This window comes from Streptomyces sp. NPDC058691, from assembly GCF_042714775.1.
Taxonomy (GTDB): Bacteria; Actinomycetota; Actinomycetes; order Streptomycetales; family Streptomycetaceae; genus Actinacidiphila.
In genome coordinates, this window is the sequence record NZ_JBHXSO010000017.1 from 23905 (window position 1) to 40341 (window position 16437).

At 72.2% G+C, this 16437-nt stretch carries 15 protein-coding genes; 5 read left to right on the forward strand and 10 right to left on the reverse strand.

What is annotated here, in order from left to right:
• Nucleotides 1-44: 44 nt before the first annotated feature.
• The 10 genes from ACFWVC_RS14330 to ACFWVC_RS14375 are packed head-to-tail and all read right to left on the reverse strand — an operon-like array spanning nt 45 to nt 9582.
• Nucleotides 45-1559: an NADH-quinone oxidoreductase subunit N gene (locus ACFWVC_RS14330; protein ID WP_384284127.1), complete on the reverse strand. Its 1515-nt coding sequence runs from the start codon at nt 1557-1559 to the stop codon at nt 45-47.
• Entirely contained in the window at nt 1559-3130 is a 1572-nt protein-coding gene (locus ACFWVC_RS14335) for a NuoM family protein (protein ID WP_384284129.1), read from the reverse strand. The genes ACFWVC_RS14330 and ACFWVC_RS14335 overlap by 1 nt, the downstream gene beginning before the upstream one ends.
• A gap of 3 nt (nt 3131-3133) precedes the next feature.
• Nucleotides 3134-5137 (reverse strand): NADH-quinone oxidoreductase subunit L, encoded by a 2004-nt coding sequence (locus ACFWVC_RS14340; protein WP_384284132.1) that lies wholly within the window; start codon nt 5135-5137, stop codon nt 3134-3136.
• The gene (nuoK, locus tag ACFWVC_RS14345) at nt 5134-5532 is read right to left on the reverse strand and encodes an NADH-quinone oxidoreductase subunit NuoK (RefSeq protein WP_384284135.1); all 399 of its coding nucleotides are present in this window, start codon (nt 5530-5532) and stop codon (nt 5134-5136) included. Before nuoK ends, ACFWVC_RS14340 begins: the two co-directional genes overlap by 4 nt.
• Nucleotides 5532-6092, reverse strand: coding sequence for an NADH-quinone oxidoreductase subunit J (locus ACFWVC_RS14350; RefSeq protein WP_384284139.1), 561 nt, complete (start codon nt 6090-6092; stop codon nt 5532-5534). The genes nuoK and ACFWVC_RS14350 overlap by 1 nt, the downstream gene beginning before the upstream one ends.
• Entirely contained in the window at nt 6089-6640 is a 552-nt protein-coding gene (locus ACFWVC_RS14355) for a NuoI/complex I 23 kDa subunit family protein (RefSeq protein ID WP_384284392.1), read from the reverse strand. The genes ACFWVC_RS14350 and ACFWVC_RS14355 overlap by 4 nt, the downstream gene beginning before the upstream one ends.
• Complete coding sequence (gene nuoH, locus ACFWVC_RS14360; RefSeq protein ID WP_384284142.1) at nt 6637-7599, reverse strand: NADH-quinone oxidoreductase subunit NuoH; 963 nt, start codon at nt 7597-7599, stop codon at nt 6637-6639. Before nuoH ends, ACFWVC_RS14355 begins: the two co-directional genes overlap by 4 nt.
• Nucleotides 7596-8621: an NADH-quinone oxidoreductase subunit C gene (locus ACFWVC_RS14365; RefSeq protein WP_384284144.1), complete on the reverse strand. Its 1026-nt coding sequence runs from the start codon at nt 8619-8621 to the stop codon at nt 7596-7598. The genes nuoH and ACFWVC_RS14365 overlap by 4 nt, the downstream gene beginning before the upstream one ends.
• The gene (locus ACFWVC_RS14370; RefSeq protein ID WP_384284147.1) at nt 8618-9223 is read right to left on the reverse strand and encodes an NADH-quinone oxidoreductase subunit B; all 606 of its coding nucleotides are present in this window, start codon (nt 9221-9223) and stop codon (nt 8618-8620) included. Before ACFWVC_RS14370 ends, ACFWVC_RS14365 begins: the two co-directional genes overlap by 4 nt.
• A complete protein-coding gene (locus ACFWVC_RS14375; RefSeq protein WP_384284151.1) occupies nt 9214-9582 on the reverse strand; it encodes an NADH-quinone oxidoreductase subunit A in 369 nt (122 codons plus the stop codon). Before ACFWVC_RS14375 ends, ACFWVC_RS14370 begins: the two co-directional genes overlap by 10 nt.
• A gap of 202 nt (nt 9583-9784) precedes the next feature.
• Here ACFWVC_RS14375 and ACFWVC_RS14380 point away from each other — a divergent pair, with 202 nt between their 5' ends.
• From ACFWVC_RS14380 to ACFWVC_RS14400, 5 genes are all read left to right on the forward strand, one after another.
• Nucleotides 9785-10945, forward strand: coding sequence for a sensor histidine kinase (locus ACFWVC_RS14380; RefSeq protein WP_384284153.1), 1161 nt, complete (start codon nt 9785-9787; stop codon nt 10943-10945).
• A 166-nt stretch (nt 10946-11111) separates the two neighbouring features.
• Nucleotides 11112-12425 carry a sensor histidine kinase gene (locus ACFWVC_RS14385; RefSeq protein ID WP_384284394.1) on the forward strand — a complete coding sequence of 438 codons (1314 nt, stop codon included), beginning with the start codon at nt 11112-11114 and terminating at the stop codon, nt 12423-12425.
• Between the two features lie 109 nt (nt 12426-12534).
• The gene (locus tag ACFWVC_RS14390; protein ID WP_384284156.1) at nt 12535-13206 is read left to right on the forward strand and encodes a LuxR C-terminal-related transcriptional regulator; all 672 of its coding nucleotides are present in this window, start codon (nt 12535-12537) and stop codon (nt 13204-13206) included.
• Between the two features lie 208 nt (nt 13207-13414).
• Entirely contained in the window at nt 13415-15340 is a 1926-nt protein-coding gene (locus ACFWVC_RS14395; RefSeq protein WP_384284159.1) for a 2-oxoacid:acceptor oxidoreductase subunit alpha, read from the forward strand.
• Entirely contained in the window at nt 15333-16418 is a 1086-nt protein-coding gene (locus ACFWVC_RS14400) for a 2-oxoacid:ferredoxin oxidoreductase subunit beta (RefSeq protein ID WP_384284162.1), read from the forward strand. The genes ACFWVC_RS14395 and ACFWVC_RS14400 overlap by 8 nt, the downstream gene beginning before the upstream one ends.
• Nucleotides 16419-16437 lie beyond the last annotated feature (19 nt).

A 16437-nucleotide genomic window follows, 5' to 3' on the forward strand; every position in this document is an offset into this window, starting at 1 on the left:
CACCGGGGGGACGTTAGTTCCCTTGTGCGCTTTTCACAGGGTGCTCAAAGCAGCGCGCCGGACGCGAAGCGCAAGACGAGCTGCGGCGCGCCCGACAGGGCGATCCCGACGACGGCGGTGAGCGCGATGGCGGTCATCAGGGGCGCGGGAGTCCGGATGCGCTCGGCGGCCGCCCCGCCGGCGGCAGGAGCCTCGGCGCGGGTGAAGAGCAGGGCCGTCCAGCGCAGGTAGTACACCAGGGCGATGACGACGTTGACGGCCATGACGGCGGCCAGCCAGCCCAGGCCCGCGTCGACCGCCGAGGAGAAGACGGCGACCTTGGCGAAGAGGCCGATGACGCCCGGCGGCAGGCCGGCCAGGCAGAGCAGGAAGAAGGCCATGGCGAGCGCCGCGAACGGGTGGCGGGCGTACAGGCCGCGATAGTCGGTGAGCCGGTTGCCGGGCGCGGTGCGGCCGACGAGGGCGGCGACCCCGAAGGCGCCGAGGTTCACGGCGCCGTACATCAGGGCGTACGCCAGGGTGATGCCGACCTGGCGCTGCGGGTCTGCGTACGCGGCGGCGGCGATCGGCACCAGGAGATAGCCAGCCTGGCCGATCGAGGACCAGGCCAGCAGGCGCACCGCGCTGCGCGACTGGCCGGGGGGCTGGCGCAGGGCGGCGACATTGCCGACGGTCATGGTGAGCGCGGCCAGGACCGCGACGACCGGGCCCCACACGTGCGCGTACGGCTCGAAGGCGACGACCGTCACCAGGATGAGGCCGGAGAAACCGGCCGCCTTGCCGACGACGGACAGATAGCCGGCGACGGGCAGGGGGGCGCCGGTGTAGGTGTCGGGCACCCAGAAGTGGAAGGGGGCCACCGCGAGCTTGAAGGCGAAGCCGACGACGGTGAGGGCGGCGCCCGCGGCGGCGAGGGTGTCCAGGCGCGGGTCGACCGCGTCCAGGCCCCGGGCGATGGCGCTCAGGTGGAGGGTGCCGGTCGCGGCGTAGACGAAGCTGACGCCCAGGAGGGTGACCGCGGTCGCGGCGACGGAGGTGAGGAAGAACTTCAGGGCCGCCTCGCCCGACAGCCGGTCGCCGCGGCGCAGGCCCACGAGCGCGAAGGACGGCAGCGTGGTGACCTCCAGCGCGATGACGAGGGTCGCCAGGTCGCGGGAGGCGGGCAGCAGCGCGGCGCCGGAGGCCGAGGACAGCAGCAGGAACCAGAACTCGCCGGCCGGCATCCGGTCCATCAAGTGGACGGAGAGCAGGGCGGCGACCAGCGCCCCGGCCAGCACCAGCAGCTGGACCACCAGGGTGAAGTGGTCGGCGACGTAGGAGCACTCGCGCGGGCTGCCGACGAGGCAGAAGGTGGTGCGGTCGCCGTCCAGCAGCGGCAGCAGGCTGAGCCCGGCCAGGACGAGGCCGCCGACGGTGATCCAGGCGAGCACCCGCTTGCGGCCCTCGGGCAGGAACAGATCGGCCACGAGCACGACCAGCGCGGCCGCCGCGGCGATGGCGGGCGGCGCGATCGCCGCCCAGTCGACGGACTGGATGACGGAGGTGGCGAGGGGGCTCATCAGCTGCCTCCGAGCAGGGAGCGCACGGCCGGGTCGGTCAGGCCGAGCAGGACGGCGGGCCACAGGCCGGCCAGGACGGTGAGGGCGACCAGCGGGGTCCAGGCCGCGAACTCGTAGCCCCGGACGTCGGCGAGGGCCGGGGCGCCGGTGTAGGTGTCGCGGTCGCCCATGCAGACGCGCCGCACGACGACCAGGAGGTAGGCGGCGGTCAGCAGGGTCCCGAACGCGGCGATCGCGGTGAACGTCAGGTACGCGCCCCGGTCCAGGCCCGCGGCGGGCTTGAAGGCGCCGAACATGGCGAGCATCTCGCCCCAGAAGCCGGCCAGTCCCGGCAGGCCGAGGGAGGCGACGGCGGCGAAGGCGAGCAGGCCGCCCATGCGGGGGGCGCGGCCGTAGAGCGCCGCGCCGGTCCGGCCGGCCAGGCCGTCCAGGTCGGTGGTGCCGTAGCGGTCCTTCAGCGCGCCGACCAGGAAGAAGAGCAGGCCCGTGATCAGGCCGTGGGCGATGTTGGCGAAGAGCGCGCCGTTGACGCCGGTCGGGGTCAGCGTGGCGATGCCCAGCAGCACGAAGCCCATGTGGCCGACGGAGCTGTAGGCGATCAGGCGCTTGAGGTCGCCGCCGGCGCCGCTGCGGGCCAGGGCCAGGCAGGCCAGCGATCCGTAGATGATCCCGACGACGGCGAAGGCGGCCAGGTAGGGCGCGAAGGTCCGCATGCCGTCGGGGGCGATCGGCAGGAGGATCCGCACGAAGCCGTACGTGCCCATCTTCAGCAGGACGCCCGCGAGCAGCACCGAGCCGACCGTGGGGGCCGCGGTGTGGGCGTCGGGGAGCCAGCTGTGCAGCGGCCACATCGGGGCCTTCACGGCGAGGCCGATGCCGATGGCGAGGACGGCGATCAGCTGCGTGGAGTGACTGAGCGCAGCTCCGGGGCCACTGTCAGTGGCGAGTGCCACCATGTCGAAAGTGCCGGCCTTCACCCCGATGAGGAGCAGGCCGAGCAGCATGACCACGGAGCCGAGCAGTGTGTAGAGGATGAAGCGGAGGGCGGACTTCTCCCGGTTCTCGCCGCCCCAGCGGGCGATGAGGAAGTACATCGGGATGAGGACCGTCTCGAAGGCCAGGAAGAAGAGCACCAGGTCGAGCACGGCGAACGTCGCCAGCGTGCCCGACTCCAGGACCAGCAGGAGCGCGACGAAGGCCTTCGGGGACGGGCCCGCGGGCATCTTGAAGTAGCTGTAGAGCGCGCAGAGGAAGGTCAGCAGCGCGGTCAGGACGAGAAGGGGGAGGCTGATGCCGTCGACACCGAGGTGGAGGTGGATGCCGAGCGCCGGGATCCAGTTGATGTCGGTGGTGGCCTGCATCGTCGCGGGCCGGCCGTGGTCGAAACCGGCGGCCAGGACGACGGTGAGGGCGAACACCGCACCGGTGACGGTCACACCGTGGCGCAGCAGGGCCTGGTCGGGGTCCTTGCCCTTGAGGCCGGGCGGGGGCGGCAGCAGGGCGCCGACCGCGCCGAGCAGCGGCAGGACGACGACGGCCGCGAGGACGTACTGGAGGACGGTGTCGTTCACGGCTCACGCTCCGACGGCGACGAGGACGGCGAGGATCACGGAGCCGGCCAGCAGCACGCTGACATAGGTCTGCACATTGCCCGTCTGGGTGCGGCGCACGACCGCGCCGAGCAGCCGGGGCAGGCCGCCCGCGCCGCGCACGTACGTCTCCACGACCTCCCGGTCGAGGAAGCGCACGAGGCCCGACGCGGCGAGCACGGGGCGGACGAACAGCGCCGAGTAGACGGCGTCGAGGCGGAAGCCGTGCGAGGCGGGGCCGAAGAGCGGGCCGAGCAGGAGGCGTCCGGGGTCGGCGGGGTCGTGCGCGGCGGCGACGTCCCCGTAGACCTGTTCGTGCGTCTGGAGCGCGGCGGCCTCGGTGAGGGCGGGCTCCTCCTCGGCGGCCTCGGCGGTCACGACCGCGCCGAGCGGCGCACGGCGGCGGGCGGACACGGCCTGCCAGGCGCCGTAGGTGGCGAGCACGCCGACGAGGGCGAGGCCGACGCCGAGGATCGAGGTCACCAGGGTCGGGGCGAGTGCGTTGCCGTCGAACCAGGCGGGGAGGTCGAGGAGGGAGGGCACCAGGGAGACCGCGCCGAAGGCCAGGGTGGGGACGGCCAGCACCCACAGCACGGCGTTCATGACGGCCGGTTCCTTGCCGTGGGCCTCGGGGGCGGCCGCGCCATGGCCGCGGAAGGCCAGGAGGAAGAGCCGGGTGGCGTAGCCAGCGGTCAGTACGGCGGTGACCAGGGCGGCGATCAGGACCAGCCAGCCGACCGCCGCCGGGACGTGCTCGGCGTGGCCGGAGGAGGCGTGCTCGGCGGCACGCAGCACGGACTCCTTGGAGAAGAAGCCGGAGAAGGGGGGGATCGCGGCCAGGGCCGCCAGGGCGATGCCCATCGTCCACATGGCGTCCGGCGCGCGCTTGCCGACGTCGCCCATGCGGGACATCGCGGCGAGCGAGTTGGTGCCCGCCGCGTGGATGACCACGCCCGCGGCGAGGAAGAGCAGGGCCTTGAAGGCGCCGTGCGACAGGAGGTGGAAGACGGCGGCGCTGCGGTCGCCGACGGCGAGGGCACCGGCCATGTAGCCCAGCTGGCCGATCGTGGAGTACGCCAGGACGCGCTTGATGTCGTCCTGGGCGAACGCCGCGAGTCCCGAGCCGACCATGGTCACGGCGGCCATCACCGCGAGCACCGCGAGCACCGCGGCGGACGCCTCGAAGACCGGCAGCAGCCGGGCGACGAGGTAGATGCCGGCGGCGACCATCGTGGCCGCGTGGATCAGCGCCGACACCGGCGTGGGGCCGGCCATGGCGTCCGGCAGCCAGGTGTGCAGCGGGAACTGCGCGGACTTGCCCGCCACACCGGCGAGCAGCAGCAGGCCGATCACGGTCGGGTGGGCGAGGCCGCCGTGGGTGGCCGCCGTGAGGATGCCGTTGATCCGGAACGTGCCGGCGTCGGCGGCCAGCGCGAAGACGCCGATCAGGAAGGGGACGTCGCCGAGCTTGGTGACCAGGAACGCCTTGAGGGAGGCGGCACGGGCCACCTCGGTCTCCCAGTAGTGGCCGACCAGGAAGTAGGAGCAGATGCCCATGATCTCCCAGCCCACCAGCAGCACCATCAGGTCGCCGGTGTAGACGACCAGGAACATGGCGGCGGTGAAGAGGGAGACCAGCGCGGAGTAGGAGGCGTAGCGCGGGTCGTCGCGCAGGTACGCGGTGGAGTACAGCTGCACGCAGGTCGCGACAAGGCCGACGAGCACGGCGATGAGCACGGCGAAGCCGTCGAGGTGCAGGGCGAGGTCGATGGGCACCGAGCCGGTCGGCGTCAGCCGGGTGGCCGCGTCGGTGGCCGCGCCGCTGCCCTGGCGGACGGCGACGATCACGGCGAGCACGAAGGCGGTCGCGGTCGGCAGGACGGCCAGCGGCCGGACGAAGCCGGGCGCGGTGCGGCCGAGCAGCAGGGCGCCGGCGGCGCCGAGGAAGGGGAGAAGGGGGACGAGGACGGCGAGGGTCGTCAGGGTCACGCGGCGGCCTCGGCGTTCTGCTCGGGCTTCTCGGGGCTCTCGGGATTCTCGGAAGCTGCAGTGGACACGCCTCCATCGTCCTCGCCGTCGCCGGAGGCGAGTTCGGTGAGCCGGTCGATGTCCGAGGTGCCCCGGTTGCGGTACACGAGCAGGACGATGGCGAGCCCGATGCCGATCTCGGCGGCGGCGATGACGATGACGAAGAGCGTCAGCGCCTGCCCCGCGTGCAGGGTGTCGCGCAGCCACACGTCGAAGGCGACCAGATTGAGGTTGACCGCGTTCAGCATCAGCTCGACCGACATCAGGACGAGGATCGCGTTGCGCCGGGCGAGGACCCCGTACAGGCCGACGCAGAAGAGGAGGACGGCCAGGACGGCCGGATAGGCGAGATGCATCAGCGCTCCCCGGGCTGCTGACGGGACTGCTTGCGGGACAGGACGATGGCACCGACCAACGCGGCCAGCAGGAGCACGGACAGCGCCTCGAACGGCAGCACCCAGTGCCGGAAGAGGATCTGCCCGGTGATCTTGGTGGAGCCCTGCACTCCGTGGTCCACGTCGATCCAGGTGGCCCGGAAGGCGTCGACGACCAGCCACACCAGCGTGCCCGCGGACGCGATCCCGACGGCCAGGGCGGCGATCCGGTTGCCCGAATCGGCGTCCGGGGAGGGGCCGATGGGCGCCTTGGTGAGCATCAGGCCGAACAGGACGAGGACGACGACGGAGCCGACGTAGATCAGCACCTGCACCCAGGCGATGAACTCCGCGGTGAGCAGGAGGTATTCGACGGCGACCCCGCCGAGCGCGACCACCAGCCACAGGGCGGCGTGCACCAGGTGCTTGGTGGTGACGCTGACCACGGCCGCGGCGAGGGTCGCGACGCCGACGAGGACGAAGACGATCTCCACGCCCGTCGGGGACAGGAAGCCCGGGTGGGCCGCTGCGACGAGGTTCACGCGTCGCCCTCCGCCTGCTGCGCGGCGGCGGCCGCGGCCTTCTCGGCGGCCTTGCGCGCCGCGCCGAGCTCCTTGGGCTCCTCGGCGGCGGGGTCGAGCGGCGGCGGGGCGGGCACCGTCCACATCCACTCGCGCAGCTTGTCGCGCTCGTGGGTGAGGTCGAGGATGTCGGTCTCCGCGTACTCGAACTCCGGCGACCAGAACAGCGCGTCGAAGGGGCACACCTCGATGCAGATGCCGCAGTACATGCAGAGCGAGAAGTCGATGGCGAAACGGTCCAGCACATTGCGGCTGCGCTCGCGGCCGCCGGGCGCGGCGGCCGGCATCGTCTCCTTGTGGGAGTCGATGTAGATGCACCAGTCGGGGCACTCGCGCGCGCAGAGCATGCAGACCGTGCAGTTCTCCTCGAACAGCGCGATCACGCCGCGGCTGCGCGGCGGGAGTTCGGGCTGTGCCTCGGGGTACTGCGCGGTGTGCGAGCGCCGCGTCATCGTGCGGAGGGTGACGGCCAGGCCCTTGGCGAGGCCGGAACCGGGGATGCCCATCAGGAGGTCACCACCTTCACCACGCCGGTGAGCGCGATCTGGGCGAGGGCGAGCGGGATGAGGAAGGTCCAGGCGAAGCGCTGCAGCTGGTCCTCGCGCATGCGGGGGTAGGTGACCCGGAGCCAGATGACGACGAAGGCCAGCAGGCCGGTCTTGACCAGCGTCCACAGCCAGCCGAGGCTGTCGGACCACGGGCCGTGCCAGCCGCCAAGGAACAGGACGGCGGTCAGCCCGCACAGCACGACGATGCCCGCGTACTCGGCGAGCAGGAACAGCGCGAAGCGCAGACCCGTGTACTCGGTGTAGGCGCCGAAGATGATCTCCGAGTCGGCCACCGGCATGTCGAACGGCGGCCGCTGCAGCTCCGCCAGGCCCGCGGTGAAGAAGACGACGGCGCCGATCAGCTGCCACGGCGTCCACCACCACTGGTACGCCTCCACGATGCCGGGCAGCGAGAGCGTCCCGGCGGCCATCGCGACGGACGCGGCGGCCAGCAGCATTGGCAGTTCGTACGACATCAGCTGCGCGGCGGTCCGCAGGCCGCCGAGCAGGGAGAACTTGTTGGCCGAGGCCCAGCCCGCCATGAGCGAGCCGAGGACGCCGACGCCCATCACGGCCAGCACGAAGAACAGGCCGGCGTCGATGGTCTGGCCGACGAGGCCGTTCGGGCCGAGCGGGATCGCGGCGAGGACGAGGAGGTAGGGCAGCAGCGCGACGGCCGGAGCCAGTTGGAAGACCTTGCGGTCGGCGTCGGCCGGGACCACGTCCTCCTTCTGCGCGAACTTCACGCCGTCGGCGACGAGTTGCGCCCAGCCGTGGAACCCGCCCGCATACATCGGGCCGAGGCGGCCCTGCATGTGGGCCATCACCTTGTGCTCGGTCTGACCGACGACGAGAGGCAGCACGAGGAAGACGACGAGGACGGCGAGCAGCCGCAGGATGACGTCGAGTACGTCGCTCATGGGGTGCCGCCTCCTTCTGCCTTGTCGCCGTCGTTGCCGTTCTCGCCGTCGTTGCCATTGCCGTTGTCGCCGCTGCCCTCCGGTTCCGCGGGCGGGGGCGCCGGCGCGGCGGGCGCGGGTGCCGGGGTGTCCTGGGGGACCTCCCAGGGGGCGTCCGGGGTGCGCTTGCGCGGCGCGGCGGGGGCGTCGGCGGCCGTCTGACTGACCGAGCCCTCCGAGACGCTGCGGGAACGCCGGGCGGGGCCGGGCGGGGCGGCGGCGTCCGTGGTCGCGGCCTGGCTGGCGGGGCCGGGCGGGGCGGCGGCGTCCGTGGTCGCGGCCTGGCTGGCGGAGCCCTCCGTGACGCTGCGGGCGCGCCGGGCGGGGCGCTCCCCCGCGGCGGCGGCTCCGGCACCGGCCGCGCGCGAGGTACGGGCGGGACGCGCCGGGGCAGGCGGGAGCTGGCCCTTCAGCGGGCCCCAGTCGTTGGGGTCGGGCACGCCCGGAGGCAGCATCTGGCGCCGCTTGGGCCCCCCATGCTCTGGCTCTCCCGGCTCCTTCGCCCCCGGCCACGCCTTCGCGACCCGCGCCGCCAGGACGAAGTCCTTGCGCAGCGGGTGCCCCTCGAAGCCGTCGGGCAGCAGCAGCGGCGCCAGGTGCGGGTGGCCGGTGAAGCCGATGCCGAACATCTCGTGGGTCTCGCGCTCGTGCCAGGCGGCGCCGGCGTAGACCCCGGTGGCGGTCGGCAGCGCCGGCGCGTCGTGCGGGACGGTCGTGCGGATCAGCAGCCGCCGCACGGAACCGACGGCCGGGGCCACGACGTGGGCGCAGACCTGGAAGCCGGTGCCGGGCTCGTCGACGGCGCTGAGCCAGTCGAAGAAGGTGCAGCCGAGCACGTCGCGGGCGGCCTGGAGGGCGCCGGTCCACGCGCCGGCGGGCACGTCCACGGTGAGCAGGCCGTACGCCTCCTCCGCCGTGGCCTCCGGGCCGAAGACCTCGGTGACGGCCGCCGGGTCGGACAGCCGGTCGAAGGGGGTGGTCACTTCGCGGCCTCCCCTGGCGGCGGCGGTGCCTGCACCAGGCCGCTGCGCAGCGCGCCGGCGGACACCTGCGGGGCGCCGCCCTCGCCGTACCGCTCACTCAGCGACTCGCGGGCGATCTTCTCCTGGAGCTTGAGGATGCCCTGCAGCAGCGCTTCGGGGCGCGGCGGGCAGCCGGGCACATAGACGTCGACGGGGATGATCTGGTCGACGCCCTTGGTGACGGCGTACGAGTCCCAGTAGGGCCCGCCGCAGTTGGAGCAGGCGCCGAAGGAGATCACGTACTTGGGCTCGGGCATCTGCTCGTACAGGCGCTTGACGGCGGGCGCCATCTTGTCGGTCACCGTGCCCGAGACGATCATGAGGTCGGCCTGGCGCGGACCGGGCGCGAAGGGGATCACGCCGAGCCGGATGAAGTCGTGCCGGGCCATGGAGGCGGCGATGAACTCGATGGCGCAGCAGGCGAGCCCGAAGTTGAAGACCCACAGGCTGTAGCGGCGGCCCCAGTTGAGGACCACCTTCATGGGTTCGGGTGCGAGGCGGGCCAGCGTGCCGAGCCTGCGCGGCTCAGGCAGGTACTGGGGCTCGGGGGCGGTCACGTCCATTCCAGGACCCCCTTCTTCCATGCGTAGAGCAGGCCGACGGCGAGGAAGCCGAGGAAGACGAACATCTCCACCAGCGTCGCGCCGCCGTATCCCGGGGCCGCGTAGACCGTCGCCCACGGGAAGAGGAAGACCGCGTCGACCGCGAAGATCACATAGAGGAAGGAGTAGACGTAGTAGCGGATCTGGGTGTGCGCCCAGCCCTCGCCGACCGGGTCGACGCCGCACTCGTACGTGAGCATCTTCTCCTGCGTGGGCACGACCGGCCGCAGCAGACGGCCGGCCCCGAAGGCCACGGCCACGAAGAGCACCCCGAGCACCGCGACCAGGCCGACGACCGAGTAGCCGTGGAAGTAGTCCACGTCCGTCCGCCCCTCGTTCTCTCGTCGTTCGCGCGTTGTCCAGTGATCCCGGCGGATCTTTAAGCGATCTGTACGAACGGAGTCTAGGCCCTGCTCCAGGCGTCGCAGCCACCCCGCCTGGGCGGGGTACGGATAACCCCACCTTGTCCCGGCAGGCGCACCCCATGGCGGCAGCCCCCCGCCCACCGGCAGGCTTGGCCCCATGACCACCAACTCCCAGCGCGGGGACGCCCCGCTCCCACCGGCGCGGCTCGCCTTCGACCCGGTGACGTGGAAGGAGATCGCGTATCTCCTGACGAACCTGGCGGTCGATCTCGTGGGCTTCGTCTATGTCGTCGTCGTGCTGTCCCTCGGCATCGGCCTGTCGGTCACGGTGGTCGGCCTGCCGCTGCTGGCGCTGGGGCTGGCCGGGTGCCGGCTGCTGGGGTGGCTGGAACGGAAGCGGGCGCGCGGGATGCTCGGGGTGGCGGTGGACGAGCCGCGTCCGCTGCGGCCTGGGCGGATGGGCTTCTTCCCCTGGCTGTGGACGTCGTTGAAGGACCCGGTGGCATGGCGGCACGCGCTGTACTTCCTCGCCCGGCTGCCGTGGGGCATCGCCACCTTCACCATCGTCCTGACGTCGCTGTTCGTGGCGTGGCCGGTGCTGCCGTTCATCGCCCGGGGGCTGGCGAACGCGGACCGGGCGATGGTGCGCGCCCTGCTGTCGCCCTCGGACGAGCTGGAGCGGCGGATCGCCGAGCTGGAGTCCGACCGGGGCACCGTGGTGGACACCGCCGCCGCCGACCTGCGGCGCATCGAACGGGATCTGCACGACGGGGCGCAGGCCCGGCTGGTGGCCCTGGCCATGGACCTCGGTCTGGCCAAGGAGAAGCTGCAGGAGGACCCGGAGGCGGCGGCCAGGATGGTCGGCGACGCCCACGGCGAGGTGAAGCTCGCCCTCCAGGAGCTGCGCGACCTGGCCCGCGGCATCCACCCGGCGGTCCTGACCGACCGCGGCCTGGACGCGGCCCTGTCCTCCGTGGCCGCACGCTGCACCGTGCCGGTCCAGGTGAGCGTCGACCTGCCGGCCCGGCCGGCGCCCGCCATCGAGGGCATCGCGTACTTCACCGTCTCCGAACTGCTCCAGAACATCAGCAAGCACAGCGGGGCGGACCATGCCGCGGTGGAGCTGTGGCGGTCCGACGGGCGCCTGATGATCCAAGTGCGGGACGACGGCCGGGGCGGCGCGAGCACCGCGAGGGGCAGCGGCCTGGCCGGGCTCACCGAGCGGCTGGGCTCCGTGGACGGCCTGCTGGTCATCGACTCCCCCCAGGGCGGACCCACGACGGTGACGGCCGAGCTGCCGTGGCGCGACCGCGACTGACCGCGGGCCCGGCCGGCGGTCCGGGGGCCGGGGTGGGGTTTTCCCCAGGCCGAAGAGGCCGATCCGCACCATGGGCCGGAGCGCCCGCGGCGGCGAGGCTGGAAGCGTGCACGGAACAGTGGCACGAGGGCACCACAGGCACAGGGAGAAAGGGACGGACGTGACCATGGCATACGGTTTCCCGGAGCCGCGAGAGCACCGGTTGCCCGCGGCGTTGCGAGCGCCGATCGAGGCCCGCACCTGGCGCGAACTCCTCTACCTGGTGCTCAACCTGCCGATGGGCATCATCGGCTTCACCTTCGCGGTGACGATGCTGTCCCTGGGCGCCGGTCTGCTGGTGACCTTCCTCGGCCTGCCGGTCCTGGCGCTGGCGCTGGCCGGCTGCCGCGGCCTCGGCATGGTGGAGCGCGAGCGGGCCCGCAAGTGCCTGCACCTGGACGTGGCCGAGCCGGCGCCCCTGCGCCGGAAGCCGGGGCAGGGCTTCATGGCGTGGCTGGGCGGCCAGCTCACCAACGGCACGTCCTGGCGGCACGTCCTCTACTGCTTCGTGCACTTCCCGTGGGGCGTCTTCACCTTCACCGTGGCGATCTCCTTCTTCACCTACGGGTGGGGCATGCTCACCTACCCGCTGTGGCGGTGGGTCTTCCCGGCGTACACCGACCAGCCGGGTCTGCAGCTGTACGGGGACGGGCACGGCCGCGGCTGGTACCTGGACTCCCCCTTCGAGCTGGCGGCCACCTCCGCGGTGGGGCTGCTGCTGGTGCTGGCCACGCCGTGGCTGATCCGCGGCATGGCGTACGTCGACCGCGGGCTGGTCACCGGGCTGCTCGGCCCGTCCCGGCTGGCCAGCCGGGTCACCGAGCTGGAGTCCGACCGGGGCACCGTGGTGGACACCGCCGCCGCCGACCTGCGGCGCATCGAACGGGATCTGCACGACGGCGCGCAGGCCCGGCTGGTGGCCCTGGCCATGGACCTGGGCCTGGCCAAGGAGAAGCTCCACGAGGACCCGGAGGCCGCCGCGACCATGGTCGAGGAGGCGCACGGCGAGGTGAAGCTCGCCCTCCAGGAGCTGCGCGACCTGGCCCGCGGCATCCACCCGGCGGTCCTGACCGACCGCGGCCTGGACGCGGCCCTGTCCTCACTGGCCGCACGCTGCACCGTGCCGGTCCAGGTGAGCGTCGACCTGCCGGCCCGCCCGGTGCCCGCGATCGAGGGCATCGCGTACTTCACCGTCTCCGAACTGCTCCAGAACATCAGCAAGCACAGCGGGGCCTCGCGGGCGACCCTCGACCTGTGGCGCTCCGGCGACCGGCTGATGATCCACGTCGTCGACAACGGCCGCGGCGGCGCGAGCACCGCCGCCGGCTCGGGCCTGGCCGGGCTCGCCGAGCGGCTGGGCGCGGTGGACGGCGTGCTGGCCGTGGACTCCCCGGCCGGCGGTCCGACGACCATCGCGGCGGAACTGCCCTGGCGCACCTGACCGACGAGCCGGTCCCCCGCCCTCCCCGGCGCGGCAAGGCCGTGTGCCTTCCGCCGGAAGCTGGAATGCTGGGGAGGGACACGTCGACGTCGACCTGGGGGCCGGAAGCGTGGAGGACAGGGTGCGCGTGGTCATCGCCGAGGATTCGGTGCTGCTGCGGGAGGGGCTGACCCGGCTGCTGACCGACCGGGGGCACGAGGTCGTGGCGGGGGTGGGGGACGCCGAGGCGCTGCTGAAGGTGATCACGGAGCTCGCGGCCGAGGACGCCGTGCCCGATGTCGTCGTCGCCGACGTGCGCATGCCGCCCACCCACACCGACGAGGGCGTGCGCGCGGCGGTCCGGCTGCGCCGCGACCACCCGGGGCTGGGTGTGCTCGTGCTGTCGCAGTACGTGGAGGAGCAGTACGCCACCGAGCTGCTGGCGGGCAGCAGCCGCGGGGTCGGCTACCTGCTCAAGGACCGGGTGGCCGACGTGCGGGAGTTTGTCGACGCCGTGGTCCGGGTGGCCGCGGGCGGGACCGCGCTGGACCCGGAGGTGGTGGCCCAGCTGCTGGGCCGCAGCCGCAAGCAGGACGTGCTGACGGGGCTGACGCCGCGGGAGCGCGAGGTGCTGGGACTGATGGCCGAGGGGCGGACGAACTCCGCGATCGCCAAGCAGCTCGTGGTCAGCGACGGCGCGGTGGAGAAGCACGTGAGCAACATCTTCCTGAAGCTGGGGCTGGCACCCAGCGTCGGGGACCACCGGCGTGTGCTGGCCGTGCTGACGTACCTGAAATCGTAGCCTTCTGACATATTGTCAGATTCGGTCGCGGGCACACGGAACTGCGGGGAGGACGGCAGGCGTCCCCGCGCGTGGGGCCTTCGTGTCCCGCGCGGTCCCACCCTGTGGGAACACCCGGGAAGGCGACCCTTACCCACGTACGATGGCGCGTGGGACAAAAGGTCACGGCTCCGGCCGTGTGCCGCCGCCTCGAAGGAGGTCCGATTCAGTGACCAGCCAGGTCAGCAGCGCGTCAGGCACCGACCATCCCGTTCTGGGTGAGCAGCGGAAACCGGCCAAGGAAACCAGGAAACTCGACCGGGTCGTCATCCGTTTCGCAGGGGACTCCGGCGACGGCATGCAGCTCACGGGAGATCGGTTCACCTCGGAAACGGCGTCGTTCGGCAACGATCTTTCGACGCTGCCGAACTTCCCCGCCGAGATCCGGGCACCCGCAGGCACCCTGCCGGGCGTCTCGAGCTTCCAGCTGCACTTCGCCGACCACGACATCCTCACCCCGGGCGACGCCCCGAACGTGCTGGTCGCGATGAACCCGGCGGCGCTGAAGGCGAACATCGGCGACCTGCCGCGCGGCGCCGAGATCATCGTCAACACCGACGAATTCACCACCCGCGCGATGACGAAGGTCGGCTACGCCGTCTCGCCCCTGGAGGACGACTCCCTGTCGGCCTACGCGGTGCACCCGGTGCCGCTGACCACCTTGACGGTGGAAGCCCTCAAGGACTTCCCGCTGAGCCGCAAGGAGGCCGAGCGCAGCAAGAACATGTTCGCGCTCGGACTGCTCTCCTGGATGTACCACCGGCCCACCGAGGGCACCGAGGACTTCCTGCGCAAGAAGTTCGCGAAGAAGCCCGACCTCGCCGAGGCGAACGTCGCCGCCTTCCGCGCCGGCTGGAACTTCGGCGAGACCACCGAGGACTTCGCCGTCAGCTACGAGGTGGCCCCCGCGGAACAGGCCTTCCCGGCCGGCACCTACCGCAACATCTCCGGGAACCTGGCCCTGTCCTACGGCCTGGTCGCCGCGAGCCGCCAAGCCGACCTGCCGCTCTTCCTGGGCTCGTACCCGATCACCCCGGCCTCGGACATCCTGCACGAGCTGAGCAAGCACAAGAACTTCGGCGTGCGCACCTTCCAGGCCGAGGACGAGATCGCCGGCATCGGCGCGGCGCTCGGCGCGGCCTTCGGCGGCTCGCTGGCCGTCACCACGACCTCCGGCCCCGGTGTGGCGCTGAAGTCGGAGACGATCGGCCTGGCGGTGTCGCTGGAACTGCCGCTGCTGGTGATCGACATCCAGCGCGGCGGGCCGTCGACCGGTCTGCCGACCAAGACCGAGCAGGCCGATCTGCTGCAGGCGATGTACGGCCGCAACGGCGAGGCGCCGGTGCCCATCGTGGCGCCCCGCACCCCGGGCGACTGCTTCGACGCCGCGCTGGAGGCGGCCCGGATCGCGCTGACGTACCGGACGCCGGTCCTGCTGCTCTCCGACGGCTACCTGGCCAACGGCTCCGAGCCCTGGCGCGTCCCTGAGCTGGACGAACTTCCGGACCTGCGGGTGCAGTTCGCCACCACGCGCAACCACGTGGCCGAGGACGGCACCGAGGAGTTCTGGCCCTACCAGCGCGATCCCGAGACTCTGGCCCGTCCCTGGGCGGTGCCGGGCACACCCGGGCTGGAGCACCGGATCGGCGGCATCGAGAAGCAGGACGGCACGGGCCACATCTCGTACGACCCGGCCAACCACGACCACATGGTGCGCACCCGGCAGGCCAAGATCGACGGCATCAAGGTGCCGGACGTGACCGTGGACGACCCCGGCGGCGCCGCGCGCACCCTGGTCATCGGCTGGGGCTCGACGTACGGGCCGATCACGGCGGCCGTACGGCGCATCAGGAGCGCAGGGGGCGCGGTCGCACAGGTCCATCTGCGCCATCTGAACCCCTTCCCGGGGAATCTCGGTGAGGTCCTGAAGCGTTACGACAAGGTGGTGGTGCCGGAGATGAACCTCGGCCAGCTCGCCCACCTGTTGCGGGCGAAGTACCTGGTCGACGCCCGCTCCCACACCCAGGTCACCGGCCTGCCCTTCAAGGCCGAGCAACTCGCTGCCGCCATCCAGGAGGAGAGCGCAGATGTCTGAGGCTCCTGCCGTCGACCATCCGGCCCCGGGGCTCCCGGCGCTGTCCCTGGTCCCCAAGGCCGACGCCAAGCAGTCCATGCGGGACTTCAAGTCGGACCAGGAAGTGCGCTGGTGCCCCGGATGCGGCGACTACGCCATCCTCGCCGCCGTACAGGGCTTCATGCCCGAACTGGGCCTGGCCAGGGAGAACATCGTCTTCGTCTCCGGGATCGGCTGCTCCTCCCGCTTCCCGTACTACATGAACACCTACGGGATGCACTCCATCCACGGCCGCGCCCCGGCCATCGCGACCGGGCTCGCCGCCTCGCGGCGCGACCTGTCGGTGTGGGTGGTCACCGGTGACGGCGACGGGCTGTCGATCGGCGGCAACCACCTGATCCACGCGTTGCGGCGCAATGTGAACCTGAAGATCCTGCTCTTCAACAACCGGATCTACGGGCTCACCAAGGGGCAGTACAGCCCGACGTCCGAGCTGGGGAAGATCACCAAGTCCACGCCCATGGGCTCGCTGGACGCGCCGTTCAACCCGGTGTCGCTGGCGCTCGGCGCGGAGGCCTCCTTCGTCGCCCGCACCATCGACTCCGACCGCAAGCACCTCACGAGCGTGCTGCGCGCGGCGGCGGCGCACCCGGGCACCGCGATCGTGGAGATCTACCAGAACTGCAACATCTTCAACGACGGCGCCTTCGATGCGCTCAAGGACCGCGCCACGGCCGAGGAAGCGGTGATCCGCCTGGAACACGGTCAGCCCGTGCGGTTCGGCGCCGACGGCGCCAAGGGCGTCGTGCGCGACCGGGCCACGGGGGACCTGAAGGTCGTGGAGGTCACCGAGGCCAACCAGGACGAGATCCTGGTGCACGACGCGCACGCGGCGTCGCCCACCACCGCCTTCGCCCTGTCCCGCCTCGCCGACCCCGACACGCTGCACCACACGCCGATCGGGGTGCTGCGCAGCGTCGTCAGACCGGTCTACGACGACCTGATGTCGGAGCAGCTGGAGCGCTCCGTCGAGCAGCACGGCAAGGGCGACCTGTCCTCGCTGCTCGCCGGCGGCGACACCTGGACGGTCGTCGGCTGACGCGCCGTTCCCGCCCTCT